Raw genomic sequence first — 13,518 nt, 5'->3', positions numbered from 1 at the left:
GCCCTCACGGGCATGCTGGCTGCGGGTGAGTTCGGTCCAGGCCATCGTGGTCTCCGTTCAGTGTCGTACCCGAACAGAAACACAACCTCCTGAACTCACTCAATTAGTTTCAAATCGGGCTCTGAGGAGCAGAGCGCCGAGAAACGCAGTTCTGACTTTGACAAATCCGAAGCGGGTCAGGCTGCCAAGGTGCTCGCCTCGCGCATCAAATCCGAAGCGGAAAAGTTGAAGAAACTGGAGGCCGCCGTGACCCGTGAGGCGGGCGTGCTGAAGGATCTGCAGGACACTCTGTCGGGGCTGACCAAGCCAAAGGACATCGCCTCCAAGCAGCGCCAGGTCGATGCCAGTTCAGATCGGCTCGACAAGGCGCGTCAGGTGCTGGAGACCTCGCGCAGCGAGCTGCTTGAAAACATCGAAAAGATGAAAAGCGAGAAGCTGGAGAAGGAAAAGGCATTCGTCACCGCACTGGGCAATATCAAATCACGCATCTCGGCGCTGGATGAGATGCTCGACAGCGTACCGGTGGATCAGGCCCGGGCCCAGATCGAGGCGCTGATCAAGAAACAGGCCGAGGCGCAGGCTTGGCAGGAGGAGCGGCTAAAGGCCGAAGAGGGTGGCGAGGGACATGGCACCGGTCGCCACGGCGCACAGACCGGGATGGAGCGCCAGGCGATGCGCGCCTCAACGCAGGATGGCGTCACCCCGGATCAGGATGGCAATACTTCGGGCGTCAGCCGTCAGGAAAAAGGTGTGACGCAGACGGAAACCTGGAACCAGGTCAAGGTCACCTACACCGAAGAGGACGGCAAACGCGTGATCGCTGACATCGACAAGACCGCGCAGAATATCGTCAACAAGTTCGACAGGACCCAGTACAGCGGCGGCAAAGGATCGATGTGGGCCACACCGGTGCTGGAAAAGGAAGCGGTAGAGGCGGCGCTGGACGTGGCCAACAAGCTCAAGGATTTCACCCATTGGGCCGAGGGCAACACCTCGGACCACACGGCGGTCACCACCGAGTTCAAGAATCTGACCGTGCTCTTGGGCAAGCCATCCAGTTCGGTTGGCTGGGGCTACGCGGTCGAGCGGGATGGCGATGCTGTCGATGTGTCCACAGTGAAGAGCGAACTGAAGAAATTCGAAACCGGCGCGCAGACCATGGACCAGCTGTTCAAGGCGCTGAACGTCAAGTTCATCGAACGCGATGGCGGGGTAAAGATGATCCCGCATTGCCGGGTAGTGCTGGAGCGCGGAGCGGGCGGCGCCTGGAAGCTGAAGACGCATTATCCCGACAATGGCATTTCTTCGGGGCAACTGGGTTGGGAAACCCGGCGCAATCAGCCCAAGGGTGACATCACCTTCCGGAAAGGGACGGACCTGACCGTCAAGAAGAACAACGCCGCGCCCTGACGCGGTGGGGCCGGGGGCTATATAGGTTCCGTCCCCGGATCAGTCCTTCTTGGTCTCGCAATAGGCGTCCCATAGGTCCGGGCGGCGCGCCTTGGTAATTTCTTCACTCATCTGGTGACGCCATTCGGCGATCTTGCCGTGATGGCCGGACATCAGGATCTCGGGGATCTCGCGGCCCTTCCATTCGGCGGGGCGAGTGTATTGCGGATGCTCCAGCAGCCCGGAGGAGAAGCTTTCCTCCTCGGTTGAGGCCTGGTTGCCCAGGACGCCGGGGATCAGTCGCACGGTGGCGTCGATCAGGGCTTGCGCCGCGATTTCGCCGCCGGTCATCACGAAATCGCCGAGGCTGACTTCCTGAATGCCATAGTGTTCCAGCACCCGCTCATCGACGCCTTCGAACCGGCCGCACAGCAGGGTCATGCCGTCGCAACGCGCAAGGTTCTGCATCATCTTCTGATCCATGCGCCGCCCGCGCGGCGACAGGTAGATCAGCGGCCAGTTGCCTTGCACCCCATCCATGGCATGGTCGATCGCCTCGCCCAGCACATCGGGGCGCAGCACCATCCCGGCGCCGCCGCCTGCGGGGGTATCATCCACGTTGCGGTGTTTGCCCACACCAAACTGGCGCAGGTCGATGGTCTCCATCTGCCACAGCCCTTCCTGCAGGGCCTTACCGGTCAGGCTTTCGCCCAGCACACCGGGAAAGGCGGTGGGGAACAGGGTCATGATCTTGACCTTCCATACCCCGGCCAGATCCGGAGTCGGAGTCATCAGTTCACGCGGTTTCAGCGTCGGGCGGATCGCCTTGCGGCCATGGGATTTTGTCGGGTTGCTCATATCCCGTTGTTTAGTTGAAACTGGGCCGGTCGCAACAGAAAGCTTTGCCCACGCCATGCCCGATGAAATGATGAACCGGCTGCCTGCCTTCCACCAGAAGCCATCCGTGGCAGAGGTGGAGCAGCGCGCGATGGCCCTTTGGCCGCAGATCGCCGCAGACGCGGGCCTGCCGCCGGATGGGGCCGCTTTCAGCATGATGCAGGTGAATTCGTCCCGGCAGGACAGCCGCGCGGTTCTGGGGATCCGGACGGCGGACGAACGTCGTTTCGTGCTGCGGGCGGATTTTGCCGAAGGCAATCTGGCGGCCTTGCGCGCCCACCACGAACGCCACCGCGCGGCGGCGCAGGCGCTGCGCGATGTACCGGGCGTCAATGTGCCGGACTTGATCTGGCTGGATCCGGAGCGTCCCATCGCGCTTTTTGAGTTTGCGCCCGGCGAAACCGCCTATCGCGAGCTGTCCTTTGCGGACCATGGTCTGGGCGATAGGGCGGATCTGCTGCGCCGAATTGGCGGTGCCGTGGCGCAGTTGCACGCGGCCGGGGCAGTGGAGGAGCGCCGGTTCTGGCCAAAATCGCATCTGGAGCAGGTGCAAGACCGCGCCGCCAAGGTGAGGTCGGGCGATTTGCAGATCCGCAAGCCAAACAGGTTTCTGGGTCTCTGTGCGATGTTGCACCGCTTTGCCAGGGAGGCGCGGGGGCTGCCCTATCAGGCGGCGCTGCAGCATGGGGATCTGCATTTCAGGAACATCCTGATCACCGAGGATCTGGTCTCGTTCATCGATTTTTCCAACGCCCGGTTTTCCCTGCCGCATTCGGATATTGCCAATCTCTGGCTGACGAACCTGCCCGACCATCTGGCCACAGGGGCCGGGGCCCAGGGGGAGGCGGTTGGATTTGGCGGCGTCGCGCAGAGCGACTGGGCCGCCTTTGAAGCGGGCTATGGTGCCGGGCTGACAGAGGACCCGGTCTTCCGGTTCCTGTTTCTGCATCGCCTCTACCGCTCATGGCTGCGCCTGCCCGCGCCGGGCGCAGATCTGCAGGCGCGGGACAGCACCCTTCTGAGCGGGGTGGAGATGGTTTTTGACTGGTTTCAGAAAAACGATCGTGGCTGAAACATAAGGGTCGGGGAGCGTACAGCCCGGCTCAGAACAGCCCTTCGGGTGGGTCGGCGATGATCCGGCCCTGTTCCAGATCCACTGTCGGGACCGCCGCAAGGGTAAAGGGCAGCAGAACCGTGTTCTTCATCCCCGGGCCGTGCAGTTCCAACAGATCGGCAGCGCCGTGGTTCTGTACCGATTTCACCTGCCCCAGCAGGGTGCCGCCGGTGTCATAGACATCAAGACCGATCAGGTCGGCATGATAATATTCATCATCCGGCAGGCTTGGCAGGCGATCGCGCGGAGCAAAAAGGCGCAGCCCCTTCAGCGCATCCGCCTGTTCCTTGGTCTCCACCCCGCCAAGGCGCGCGGCAAAGCCGTTTTTGACTACCGATGTCAGTGACACGGTATAGCTCTGGCTGCCGTCCTCGGAACTGAGCGGGCCATACGTCGCAATGTCCTCGGGATTGGCGCAAAAGCTTTTCAGGCGGACTTCACCCCGTACCCCGAAGGCGCCGGCCACCGCGCCGGTGCAAATCAGATCGCTCATGGCTGTATCCTGTGTAACTGTTGATCGCAGACCGGTTTCATCCAACCCTATCTGAGCCATTGGGGTGTTCATGACAAGGCGAAGTTTCGCTGGCCGCCTCCAAGAGGTCGGCAGATGCCGTCTTGCGGATCAGCGGGTTTCGACCGGCAGGCCGTCCCGGCGGCTTTCCCAGCCTTGCTGTTCTAGTTCCGGGGTCTCGTCCTCGGTGACTTCGGGGTGGCCAATGCAGAAATAGCCGATCAGTTGCCAACCTTCCGGGGCCTTTAGATCGCGGTTCAGCTGCTCGGGATCCAGCACCGAGACCCAGCCAAGGCCCAACCCTTCGGCGCGCAGCGACAGCCAGAACAGGGTGATGGCGCAGACCACGGAATATCGCCGCATTTCCGGCATGCTGCCTGCGCCCAGACCGTGCCCCTTGCTGGTGGCATCGTCGCAATAGATCGCCAGTTGCACCGGCGCCTCCTGCATGCCTGAGAGTTTCAGTCCGGCGTAACGTTCGGCTTGTGCGCCAGAGTAGCCTTGCAACGCTTCGGCGTTGGCGGCCTTGAAATTCTCAAGGGCTGCGGCGCGGGCGGTATCGCTTTCGATACGTAGAACGCGCCAGGGTTCGCTGAGCCCCACCGAAGGCGCCAGCAGAAACGCAGAGAGGCAGCGCGCAAGCACTGCCTCGTCCACAGGGTCCCTGCGGAAACGGCGCACATCGCGCCGAAGCCGCATCAACCGGTCCAATTCGCTGCGAAAGCCCTCAGGGAAGGCGCCCTGATCACGGGTCTTTCGCAGCGTCATGGTCTTATTCCGCGTCTGCGGGTGCTTCAGCGGCTTCAGCAGCTTCGGCGGCCTTGGCGGCTTTCTCTTCTGCGCGCTCTTGCGCTTTCTTGCCGGGAACAGCTTTCTTGGGGTTGCTGCGCTCGGTCTTGGCGCGCACACCGGCAGCTTCCAGCATCCGGGCGATACGGTCGGTGGGCTGGGCGCCCTTGTCGAGCCATGCCTGAACACGCTCCATGTCCATTTTCACGCGCTCTTCGCTGTCTTTGGGCAGCAGCGGGTTGTAGGTGCCGAGCTTCTCGATGAAGCGACCGTCACGGGGCATGCGGCTGTCAGCAGCCACGATGCGGTAGAAGGGACGCTTTTTAGAGCCGCCGCGGGCCAGACGAATTTTCATTGCCATGGTTTCATTCTCCTTTGATGGCGTTGAACGGGATTTCCGGTAGTCGGTTCGATCCCGCTTATTCTTGGTGTTTCTTATGGTGGCGAATGACCTCATCGATGATGAAGTTCAGGAACGCCTTGGCAAATTCAGGGTCGAGGTCCGCCTGAGTTGCCAGGTCTTCAAGCCGCGCGATCTGCTTTGCCTCGCGGGCCGGATCGGACGGGGGAAGGTCGTGTTCGGCTTTCAGCTTGCCCACTGCCTGGGTGTGCTTGAAGCGCTCGCCGAGGGTATAGACAAGGATCGCGTCCAGCCGGTCGATGCTTTCGCGGTGCCCTTTCAGGATTTCGGCGGCGCGTGCAACAGGATCATTGCTCATGTCAGTCAATGGCCCATCCTTTCGGTTTGAACAGCGGGTCGGCGTAGTGGCTGATTTCCATCTCGATGCCATGGGCGATCTGGCTGCCTTTCAGTGCCGCGGGCGAGGGATGCCGGTAGACGGCGTCGCTGCCGTCGATGGTCTCGGCGTCATTGTCCTTCTTGGCGCCAAGGCGTTCGGCCAGGCGGATGGAATCGAGGTTCTTGGGGTCGATGTAGCTGACCGCCCCATCCCAGCCCAATGTGTCGTAGAAATATCTCCGCGCGGCGCTGGTCGCCTCCAGCGCGTAGCCTTTTCCAGCCTTTTCAGGCCAGATGATCCAGGCGATTTCACGCTCGGGCCAGCCTGCGGGTTTCCAGCCGCCCGCCATGCCGTAGGTCTCGTCCGTGACCTTGTCGTGGATCATCCACATGCCAAAGCCGCGGATCTGCCAGTGGCCGATTTCAGCGGCATAAAGCATCCAGGATTCATACGGGTTCAGCGGCCCGCCCATGAAACGCGCGCGATAAGACGAAAATGTCGCCTTAAAGTTCGGATAATCCTCGGGCTCGGGGCCGCGGAGGATCAAACGCTTGGTTTCAATGGTCGGGATGGAGGCTGGCATCAGGCATAAGCCTCCATGCCGCCGTCGGTGACCTCTGCCGGGGACAGGTGGCGCCAAAGCTCCAGCGTGCCAAGGCGCGGATGGGTGTAATCACCATCGCGGCGCGCACCAAGGCGTTTTGCCACCGCGCGCGAGGCGTGGTTTTCCGGGTTCACCAGGCTGATCACGGTGTCCCAACTCAGAACGTCATAAGCAAAAGAGCGCGCAGCTGTTGCCGCCTCGGTGGCGTATCCCTTGCCGCCGAAACCTTCGAACAGGTCCCAGCCGATTTCCGGCTCGGGCCAGCCGTGCGGGTTCCAGAGGCCAATGTTGCCCGCGACCTTGCCGGTGGATTTCTCATCCACCATCCAGCGGCCATAGCCCAGCATGTGCCAGTGGCCGATCTCGCAGGCGAGGTGGCGCCAGACCTGCTCGGGCTTCATCTGGCCACCGACGTAGGTGGCGCGTTCGGACGCGTAGAATTCGCACATCACGTCGAAATCCGACATGTCAGGCGCGCGCAGGATCAGGCGTTCGGTTTCGATGGTGGGAATGGTCACGGTCATAAGCTGTTACTTCTTCTTGCCAAAACCGGAGAGACCACCGGGCAGACCGCCCATGCCGCCAAGACCCGGCAGACCGCCGGGCAGGCCACCCTTGCCGCCCATCGCCTTGGCCGCGGCTTCGAGCGCCTTGGGGTCCATCTGGCTGGGATCCATGCCGCCGGGCAGACCGCCTGCCATATCGGGCATGCCGCCGCCTTTGCCAAACATGCCCTTCATGGCCTGTTTCAGCATCTTGCCTTTGCCCATCTTGCCCATTTTCTTCATCACATCCGCCATTTGGCGGTGCATCTTCAGAAGCTTGTTGAGGTCGGAGACCTCCATGCCGGAGCCGGCCGCGATGCGTTTCTTGCGCGAGGCCTGCAGCAGCGCGGGGTTAGCGCGTTCTTTCTTGGTCATCGACTGGATCATGGCGATCTGGCGCTTCAGCACCTTGTCGTCCATGCCGGAATCCTCGACCTGTTTGGCCATCTTTGCCATGCCGGGCATCATCTGCATCATGCCCTGCATGCCGCCCATCTGGAGCATCTGTTCCAGCTGCATCTTCAGGTCATTCATATTGAAATGACCCTTCATCATGCGCTTCATCATACGCTCGGCCTGTTCGGCCTCGATGGTTTCCTGGGCCTTTTCGACCAGGGCCACGATGTCGCCCATGCCCAGAATCCGGCCGGCGATCCGGTCCGGTTCAAAGGTTTCGATGGCGTCCATCTTCTCGCCCAGACCGACAAAGCGGATCGGCTTGCCGGTGACGGCGCGCATAGAAAGCGCCGCACCGCCGCGTCCGTCGCCGTCCATCCGCGTGAGGACCACGCCGGAGATGCCGATCTTGGCATCGAATTCCTCGGCGACTTCGACCGCGACCTGACCGGTCAGACCGTCGACGACCAGCAGGGTTTCACGCGGCGAGACAACATCGCGCACGTCTTCGACTTCCTGCATGAGGACTTCGTCGATCTGCAAGCGACCGGCGGTATCCAGCATATAGACGTCATAACCACCCAGCGCAGCCTGCTGTTTGGCGCGCTTGGCGATGTCGACGGGTTTCTGGCCCGGTACGATGGGCAGGGTGTCGACGCCGATCTGGGTGCCGAGAACGGCCAGCTGATCCATCGCCGCCGGGCGATAAACGTCGAGCGAGGCCATCAGGACCTTCTTGCCGTCTTTTTCCTTCAGGCGCTTGGCCAGCTTACCGGTGGTGGTGGTCTTACCCGAGCCCTGCAAACCGACCATCAGGATCGGTGCGGGCGGGTTGTCGATTTTCAGCGCACCGGGATCGCCTTCGCCCTGCAGAGTCTCGACCAGCGCATCGTGCACGATCTTGACGACCTGCTGGCCGGGGGTGACCGATTTGGTCACGGCCTGACCGGTGGCCTGGTTTTGAACCTTCTTGACGAACTCGCGGGCGACCGGCAGCGATACGTCCGCCTCCAGCAGCGCGACACGCACCTCGCGCAGGGCGGTCTTGACGTCTTCCTCGGACAGGGCGCCCTGTTTCGTCAGCCGGTCGAAAACACCGGAAAGGCGTTCGGATAGATTTTCAAACATGCCTTGCGGCCTCCTGAGCCGGTTACGGTTTCCTGCCCCCGTATGTAGGGACCATGACGCCCATGCACAAATGCCCCCACGGGCGTAACACGCTGGTGGAGGGCGATCCCCGGCAAATGCACGGGGACCGGAAGACTCGGGCGATCTTCCGGGAAGTTGGCTGTCGATACGCCGGATGGGGGCAGGAGTCAACCGCGGGCCAGAGCAGACCGGTGCAGAGCGCGCCTGCGATGGGGCCGCATTGTGCCTGCGGCCGATTTGCGGCAATAGAGGTGCCCACTGGACAGTTCAGATAGAGCGGAATGCGAGCCTATGGAAGCGAAAGCGGACGCCACAGCCGATCAACATGATGACATGCCTGTTTCCTCGGACGCCCTCTTGGCGCGGCTGGAGGATTGGGGGCTGACCTACAAGCTGCATGAACACGTGCCGCTGCGCACCGTGGAAGAGGCTAAGACGGTCGAGGCCGACATGGCCGAGCCGGGTGTCTCGGCGCTGAAGATCAAGAACCTCTATTTGCGTGACCGCAAGAAGCGGAATTATCTGATCTCGGTCGAACAGGACCGCGAGGTTGACCTGAAGGCACTGGGCAAGGAGATTGGCGCGCCCGGGCTCAGCTTTGGATCGGCAGACCGGTTGATGGAGCATCTGGGCATCCGGCCCGGCGCTGTCAGCCCGCTGGCGATGATCACCGGCGTCGAAAAGAACGTGACATTCTACCTGGATCGCGCCGCGCAGGACGTGGATGTGATCAACATGCATCCGCTGGTCAACGACCGCACCGTGGTCATGCCGCGCGGCGATCTGCTGGCGTTTTTCGACCGCATCGGCGTCGCGGTAAACTGGATCTGAGGCAGGGCCCCCACCCGAGCCGCAACATCATCAAGGAAAGAACTTCATCATGGCAGACAGCAAACGTATCGTCCTCTCCAGTGATCACGCCGCCATCGATCTGCGGCAGGCCATTGCCAAACATATCGAGGCCAAAGGCTGGGAGGTGGTCGACATCGGCCCCACCACGCCGGAAAGCACCCATTACCCCAAGCACGGCGAAGCGGCCGCGCAAAAGGTGGCCTCGGGTGACTGCGATCTGGGCATCATCCTGTGTGGCACCGGGCAGGGCATCATGATGGCGGCGAACAAGGTGAAGGGCGTCCGCTGCGGCGTCTGCTCCGACCCGTTCTCCGCCCGGATGATCCGCGAGCACAACGATGCCAATATCCTGTCGATCGGTGCCCGCGTGGTGGGTGAAGGTTTGGCGCTGGAGATCGCTGACGCTTTTCTGTCTGCCGAATTCGAAGGTGGCCGCCACGCAACACGCGTCGACATGATCAAAGAGATCGAGGCCTGATCGCCCGGCCTGTTGCCATTCAGGCAGCATTTTAAACGCAAAGAGCCCCCGATGCGGGGGCTCTTTTGTTTTTTGTGTGTCCCGAGAAGGGCCGGGGATCAGGCCGCCAGCGACTCGATCTGGGTGTTGGCGCGCGCCAGGGCTGCATCCGCATCGACGGCCAGCGTGTCAGCTGCCACGATTTCGACGTCGGTGATGCCCATGAAGCCCAGCATGTAGCGCAGGTACCCGGAGGCAAAGTCGATGGAGGAGCCGATTTCGGTGCCGCCGGAGGCGAGGGCGATGATCGCGCGCTTGCCCTCCAGCAGGCCAACCGGGCCTTGATCGGTGTATTTGAAGGTCACGCCGACGCGGGCAACCAGATCGATCCAGGCTTTCAGGCTGGAGGCAACGGCAAAGTTGTAGATCGGCGCGCCGATGACCAGTGTGTCTGCGGCTTTCAGTTCTTCCACCAGGGCATCGGACTGGGCCAGAAGCTGTTTCTGCTCGTCGCTGCGCTGATCGGCCGGGGTGAAGTTGGCATTGATCCAGTCCTCGCTCAGCATCGGCAGCGGCGTGGCCAGATCGCGGCGGACAACTGTGTCTGCTGCCAGGCGGTCAACGATCTTGGCGCTGAGGTCACGGGACACCGAACCTTCGCGGCGGGCCGAGGAGTCGATATGCAATACGGTCTTGGTCATTGTCTTTTTCCTGTTCACGAGTGAAGCTCTGCTATTGAGATGTACGATTGCAAAACTGAACACAATCGCTGATAAATCACAGCTCTTGTGCGTGCGTGCGCAACTGGGTAATTTGCAGACGGAGACCGGAATGGAAAACTGGGATGAGGTGCGTACGGCCTATCAGGTGGCTCGCATGGGAACGGTCAGCGGCGCGGCAGAGGTTCTGGGGGTCCACCACGCCACGGTCATCCGCCATATCGACGCAATCGAAGCCCGGATGGGGGTGAAACTGTTCCAGCGTCACGCGCGCGGCTATACCCCGACCGAAGCGGGGCAGGATCTGCTGCGGGTGGCGCAGACCACGGACGATCAGTTCAGCCAGCTGGCCGGGCGGCTCAAAGGGCAGGGGGATGAAGTCACGGGTGAACTGGTGGTGACCTCTCTGTCGTCCCTGTCGCATCTTCTGGTGCCGGTGCTGACCGAGTTCCAGCAGATGCATCCTGGATTGATCATCCGCTATCTGACCGGAGAGCGCCTGTTTCGGCTGGAGTACGGTGAGGCGCATGTGGCGCTGCGGGCAGGCAATGCCCCCGATCAGCCCGACAACGTGGTACAACCCTTCCTGAGCCAGCGAGTGGGGCTGTTCGCCACCCAGAGTTACGTGGATAAGCACGGCATGCTGAACGGTGTCGAGGATCTGCCGAACCACCGTTTCGTCGGCAGCGACAACGCAGACAGCCGGGCGCCCTTTAACAGGTGGCTGCGGGATCACACGACGCCCGAGACGATCATGTTCCGCTGCACGGACGGTGTCGCGATGCAGGAGGCCATTCTTGCCGATGCCGGGATCGGTTTCATGTCCCTGTGGGAAGCCGCCCGGCACAGCAATCTGGTGCCGATGATGGAGCCGTTGAAGGAGTGGGAAGGCAGCCTGTGGCTGGTCACCCATGTCGACCTGCACCGCACCAACAAGGTGCAGAGCTTCCTGAAGTTCCTGAAGGAAAGGTCGAAAGAATGGGTGGCCTGACCCCGGCGCTGCGCGGCCACATCGCCATGCTTTTGTTTTCGGCTCTGGTGGCGGGGTCTTTCTCGCTCGGGGTCATGGTTGCCAATGAAATCGCCCCGGCGGCGCTCAATGCGGCGCGGTTTGCCCTTGCGGCGGTGCTGATCGGCGCTGTGGCGCTCGGCACGCGGAAGTTCCGCGCCAGCCATTTTCGCGCTCCCTGGCGGTTTCTGGTGCTGGGCGGACTGTTCGCGGCCTATTTTGTGCTGATGTTCTATGGGCTGAAGACAGCGGATCCGGTCAGCGCCTCAGCGGTCTTTACCCTGACCCCGGTGATGAGCGGCGTCTTCGGCTGGATCCTTCTGCGGCAGGTGACAACGCCGCGTATGGCGCTGGCGCTGGCCATCGGAGCCACCGGCGCGCTCTGGGTCATTTTCCGCGCCGACTGGTCCGCCTTTACCGCCTTTGAGATCGGGCAGGGCGAAATGATCTATTTCATCGGCTGTGTTTCCCACGCGATCTATACCCCTATGGTGCGCAAGCTGAACCGCGGTGAACCTGCGGTGGTCTTCACCTTCGGGATGCTGATCGCTGGCGGGGTGATCCTGACCGTCTTTGGCTGGAACGATATCCGCAGCACGGATTGGATGAACCTGCCGGGCATCGTCTGGATCGGACTTTTCTATCTTGCGATCTTTGCCAGCGCGACGACCTTTGTGCTGTTGCAATACGCAACCCTGCACCTGCCCTCGGCCAAGGTCATGGCCTATACCTATCTGACGCCCAGTTGGGTGATTGTCTGGGAAATCGCGTTAGGGCGTCCGGTGCCATCGGGGCTGTTGCTGGTAGGGATCGCTCTGACGGTCATCGCGCTCGTGCTGCTGCTGGAAGATGACGCGAAACCGGCCCGCGCCCCGACCTGAGCGCCGGGCCAGAGGGGGTTAATCGCGAGTCTCTGCCGTATCGTTGCCCAGTTCGGTGGCGAGGAACCGTTCAAAGGCATCAAGGTTCACCGGCTCGAACTGGCCGAACCCCTGCATCCAGACCGAGGCGCTGCGCAGGGCGTCCGGTTGCAGCTTGCACCATTTCACCCGACCACGTTTTTCCTGCGCGATGAGCCCGGCCCGGGTCAGGATGGTCAAATGCTTGGAAATCGCCGCCAGCGACATCTCAAACGGGTCGGCCACATCGGTGACGGCCATGTCGTCTTCGAGCAACATGGTCAGGATCGCCCGCCGGGTGGGATCGGCGAGAGCGGCAAAGACGGTATCGAGATCACTAGACATCTTCGCGCACAGTATTCTGTGCCGTCTGCAAAGGGAAGCATCGATGAGATGGCTCTGGGCTACAGGCTTTGCGCGACGATAAGCCCGCCAGAGATCAACAAGAGAAGCAGAACCGCTCTGCGAAAACCCGCGTCGCTTATGCCTTTGAAGGCCCTGACACCCACAAACGCGCCGATCAGGGTAAAGGGGGCTGAGATTGCAGCGAAGGACATCAGCTCTTGGTCCAGTTTCCCGATCAGCAGCATGGCGCCAGCGGCAAATGCCAATACCAATAGATTGAACGGTTGATAGCGTTCCCGTTGTTCGTTGGCGCTAAAGCCTCTGAGCTGCAGCCAGACCAGCGGTGCGACACCCGACAGCCCGGCAAAACCGCCCATGACGCCACCGGCCAGTCCGACAAAACGATCCGCGTGTCCTTCCGCCCGGGCTTTGGTGCGTTTTTTGGGCCAGCCTGCAAATTGCAGCAGCGCGTAGGCAACCAGAAAGCCCCCGACCGCAGATTTGACAAGGACCGGGTCAAGCAGGGCCAGCATGGCCGCGCCTATGGGAACGCCAAGAATGCCACCTGAGATCAAATAGCTGCTCTTGCGCCAGTTCAACTCGGCCGACAGGCCAAGCAGGCCTACAAGCTGCGCCGCCAATGCGGACACGATGATGAGCGGCGGCACGATATGGGGCGGCAGGACAAGGAACCAAAAACCTGACGCGACAAGCGCGGTACCGAACCCGGCGAAGCCATTGATAAAACCGGCCGTCAGCGCGCCAGAGGCCAGTGCCGCGAAGATTTGAACGTCTATGCTGCTCTCCTGAATTAATCTCCGCACACTCGGTCCTGTCGCGGGGAGACGCAAGAGTGAACATCGGCTGTCAGCATAAGGGGACGGGGGAAGTTGGCACTTCGGTTGTGGGCTGCGCTTAGGCGCTGTTTTCTTACTTAACCGAAAAGTTGAATAAGGGTTTTTGCCCGGAATCGACGCAGCAGGCCCCCTGTTCGACAAATCCGGTGAAGGCGACAGTTTGGAATGTGATTTAATTTCAATGCGGTAGACTGCTTGTCGCAGCCCTATCTGGGCAATTGACTCTGAGCCCCGCACCCCTTAGCA

The 13,518-nt window shown here is 61.6% G+C and carries 17 protein-coding genes; 6 read left to right on the top strand and 11 right to left on the bottom strand.

The genetic code is table 11. The annotated features are described in order from the left end of the window. Nucleotides 1-189: 189 nt before the first annotated feature. On the top strand, nucleotides 190-1,410 hold the full coding sequence (locus AAFO90_RS13680; protein WP_347509741.1) for a hypothetical protein: 1,221 nt from the start codon (nucleotides 190-192) through the stop codon (nucleotides 1,408-1,410). 39 nt (nucleotides 1,411-1,449) lie between these two features. Here the strand turns inward: AAFO90_RS13680 and trmD are convergent, their stop codons facing one another. Next, nucleotides 1,450-2,247, bottom strand: a complete 798-nt coding sequence (trmD, locus tag AAFO90_RS13675; protein ID WP_274838249.1) for a tRNA (guanosine(37)-N1)-methyltransferase TrmD — start codon at nucleotides 2,245-2,247, stop codon at nucleotides 1,450-1,452. A 55-nt stretch (nucleotides 2,248-2,302) separates the two neighbouring features. Here trmD and AAFO90_RS13670 point away from each other — a divergent pair, with 55 nt between their 5' ends. After that, a complete protein-coding gene (locus tag AAFO90_RS13670) occupies nucleotides 2,303-3,358 on the top strand; it encodes an aminoglycoside phosphotransferase family protein (protein WP_347509740.1) in 1,056 nt (351 codons plus the stop codon). Between the two features lie 31 nt (nucleotides 3,359-3,389). On the opposite strand, the gene rimM is transcribed toward AAFO90_RS13670, so the two are convergent. The 7 genes from rimM to ffh form a co-directional block, all read right to left on the bottom strand. Continuing rightward, complete coding sequence (gene rimM, locus AAFO90_RS13665; RefSeq protein WP_347509739.1) at nucleotides 3,390-3,893, bottom strand: ribosome maturation factor RimM; 504 nt, start codon at nucleotides 3,891-3,893, stop codon at nucleotides 3,390-3,392. Nucleotides 3,894-4,022: 129 nt separating this feature from the next. Continuing rightward, nucleotides 4,023-4,679, bottom strand: coding sequence for a 5,6-dimethylbenzimidazole synthase (bluB, locus tag AAFO90_RS13660; protein WP_065271569.1), 657 nt, complete (start codon nucleotides 4,677-4,679; stop codon nucleotides 4,023-4,025). A gap of 4 nt (nucleotides 4,680-4,683) precedes the next feature. Beyond that, entirely contained in the window at nucleotides 4,684-5,061 is a 378-nt protein-coding gene (rpsP, locus tag AAFO90_RS13655) for a 30S ribosomal protein S16 (protein WP_274833327.1), read from the bottom strand. Between the two features lie 58 nt (nucleotides 5,062-5,119). Next, nucleotides 5,120-5,419 carry a chorismate mutase gene (locus AAFO90_RS13650; RefSeq protein WP_065271567.1) on the bottom strand — a complete coding sequence of 100 codons (300 nt, stop codon included), beginning with the start codon at nucleotides 5,417-5,419 and terminating at the stop codon, nucleotides 5,120-5,122. A 1-nt stretch (nucleotide 5,420) separates the two neighbouring features. Then, on the bottom strand, nucleotides 5,421-6,023 hold the full coding sequence (locus AAFO90_RS13645; RefSeq protein WP_274868440.1) for a GNAT family N-acetyltransferase: 603 nt from the start codon (nucleotides 6,021-6,023) through the stop codon (nucleotides 5,421-5,423). After that, nucleotides 6,023-6,568, bottom strand: a complete 546-nt coding sequence (locus tag AAFO90_RS13640; RefSeq protein ID WP_347509738.1) for a GNAT family N-acetyltransferase — start codon at nucleotides 6,566-6,568, stop codon at nucleotides 6,023-6,025. Before AAFO90_RS13640 ends, AAFO90_RS13645 begins: the two co-directional genes overlap by 1 nt. Before the next feature lie 6 nt (nucleotides 6,569-6,574). Further along, entirely contained in the window at nucleotides 6,575-8,113 is a 1,539-nt protein-coding gene (ffh, locus tag AAFO90_RS13635; RefSeq protein ID WP_274868442.1) for a signal recognition particle protein, read from the bottom strand. A 312-nt stretch (nucleotides 8,114-8,425) separates the two neighbouring features. Here ffh and AAFO90_RS13630 point away from each other — a divergent pair, with 312 nt between their 5' ends. Both AAFO90_RS13630 and rpiB read left to right on the top strand, forming a co-directional pair. After that, nucleotides 8,426-8,965, top strand: coding sequence for a prolyl-tRNA synthetase associated domain-containing protein (locus AAFO90_RS13630; RefSeq protein ID WP_347509737.1), 540 nt, complete (start codon nucleotides 8,426-8,428; stop codon nucleotides 8,963-8,965). Nucleotides 8,966-9,014: 49 nt separating this feature from the next. Continuing rightward, the gene (rpiB, locus tag AAFO90_RS13625; protein ID WP_347509736.1) at nucleotides 9,015-9,464 is read left to right on the top strand and encodes a ribose 5-phosphate isomerase B; all 450 of its coding nucleotides are present in this window, start codon (nucleotides 9,015-9,017) and stop codon (nucleotides 9,462-9,464) included. A gap of 98 nt (nucleotides 9,465-9,562) precedes the next feature. Here rpiB and AAFO90_RS13620 read toward each other — a convergent pair whose 3' ends face one another. After that, nucleotides 9,563-10,144: an NAD(P)H-dependent oxidoreductase gene (locus AAFO90_RS13620; RefSeq protein ID WP_065271562.1), complete on the bottom strand. Its 582-nt coding sequence runs from the start codon at nucleotides 10,142-10,144 to the stop codon at nucleotides 9,563-9,565. A 130-nt stretch (nucleotides 10,145-10,274) separates the two neighbouring features. Between AAFO90_RS13620 and AAFO90_RS13615 the strand changes: the two genes are divergently transcribed. Beyond that, nucleotides 10,275-11,153, top strand: coding sequence for a LysR family transcriptional regulator (locus tag AAFO90_RS13615; RefSeq protein WP_065271561.1), 879 nt, complete (start codon nucleotides 10,275-10,277; stop codon nucleotides 11,151-11,153). Then, the gene (locus AAFO90_RS13610) at nucleotides 11,141-12,052 is read left to right on the top strand and encodes a DMT family transporter (RefSeq protein WP_347509735.1); all 912 of its coding nucleotides are present in this window, start codon (nucleotides 11,141-11,143) and stop codon (nucleotides 12,050-12,052) included. The genes AAFO90_RS13615 and AAFO90_RS13610 overlap by 13 nt, the downstream gene beginning before the upstream one ends. Nucleotides 12,053-12,070: 18 nt before the next feature. Here the strand turns inward: AAFO90_RS13610 and AAFO90_RS13605 are convergent, their stop codons facing one another. Next, nucleotides 12,071-12,415 carry a metalloregulator ArsR/SmtB family transcription factor gene (locus tag AAFO90_RS13605; protein WP_347509734.1) on the bottom strand — a complete coding sequence of 115 codons (345 nt, stop codon included), beginning with the start codon at nucleotides 12,413-12,415 and terminating at the stop codon, nucleotides 12,071-12,073. A gap of 59 nt (nucleotides 12,416-12,474) precedes the next feature. Next, a complete protein-coding gene (locus AAFO90_RS13600) occupies nucleotides 12,475-13,509 on the bottom strand; it encodes a sulfite exporter TauE/SafE family protein (protein ID WP_347509733.1) in 1,035 nt (344 codons plus the stop codon). Nucleotides 13,510-13,518: the final 9 nt, after the last annotated feature.

Source organism: Phaeobacter sp. CAU 1743 (assembly GCF_039839315.1).
GTDB classification, from domain to species: Bacteria; Pseudomonadota; Alphaproteobacteria; order Rhodobacterales; family Rhodobacteraceae; genus Phycobacter; species Phycobacter gallaeciensis_A.
Note: the sequence above shows the minus strand (reverse complement) of the source record. Positions and strands in the feature narration are given on the sequence as shown.

Excerpts from the sequence above, each read along its gene's own strand:
- trmD (WP_274838249.1), bottom strand. The coding sequence starts at position 2,247 with ATGAGCAACCCGACAAAATCCCATGGCCGCAAGGCGATCCGCCCGACG.
- AAFO90_RS13670 (WP_347509740.1), top strand. The coding sequence starts at position 2,303 with ATGCCCGATGAAATGATGAACCGGCTGCCTGCCTTCCACCAGAAGCCA.
- rimM (WP_347509739.1), bottom strand. The coding sequence starts at position 3,893 with ATGAGCGATCTGATTTGCACCGGCGCGGTGGCCGGCGCCTTCGGGGTA.
- bluB (WP_065271569.1), bottom strand. The coding sequence starts at position 4,679 with ATGACGCTGCGAAAGACCCGTGATCAGGGCGCCTTCCCTGAGGGCTTT.
- rpsP (WP_274833327.1), bottom strand. The coding sequence starts at position 5,061 with ATGGCAATGAAAATTCGTCTGGCCCGCGGCGGCTCTAAAAAGCGTCCC.
- AAFO90_RS13650 (WP_065271567.1), bottom strand. The coding sequence starts at position 5,419 with ATGAGCAATGATCCTGTTGCACGCGCCGCCGAAATCCTGAAAGGGCAC.
- AAFO90_RS13645 (WP_274868440.1), bottom strand. The coding sequence starts at position 6,023 with ATGCCAGCCTCCATCCCGACCATTGAAACCAAGCGTTTGATCCTCCGC.
- AAFO90_RS13640 (WP_347509738.1), bottom strand. The coding sequence starts at position 6,568 with ATGACCGTGACCATTCCCACCATCGAAACCGAACGCCTGATCCTGCGC.
- ffh (WP_274868442.1), bottom strand. The coding sequence starts at position 8,113 with ATGTTTGAAAATCTATCCGAACGCCTTTCCGGTGTTTTCGACCGGCTG.
- AAFO90_RS13630 (WP_347509737.1), top strand. The coding sequence starts at position 8,426 with ATGGAAGCGAAAGCGGACGCCACAGCCGATCAACATGATGACATGCCT.
- rpiB (WP_347509736.1), top strand. The coding sequence starts at position 9,015 with ATGGCAGACAGCAAACGTATCGTCCTCTCCAGTGATCACGCCGCCATC.
- AAFO90_RS13620 (WP_065271562.1), bottom strand. The coding sequence starts at position 10,144 with ATGACCAAGACCGTATTGCATATCGACTCCTCGGCCCGCCGCGAAGGT.
- AAFO90_RS13615 (WP_065271561.1), top strand. The coding sequence starts at position 10,275 with ATGGAAAACTGGGATGAGGTGCGTACGGCCTATCAGGTGGCTCGCATG.
- AAFO90_RS13610 (WP_347509735.1), top strand. The coding sequence starts at position 11,141 with ATGGGTGGCCTGACCCCGGCGCTGCGCGGCCACATCGCCATGCTTTTG.
- AAFO90_RS13605 (WP_347509734.1), bottom strand. The coding sequence starts at position 12,415 with ATGTCTAGTGATCTCGATACCGTCTTTGCCGCTCTCGCCGATCCCACC.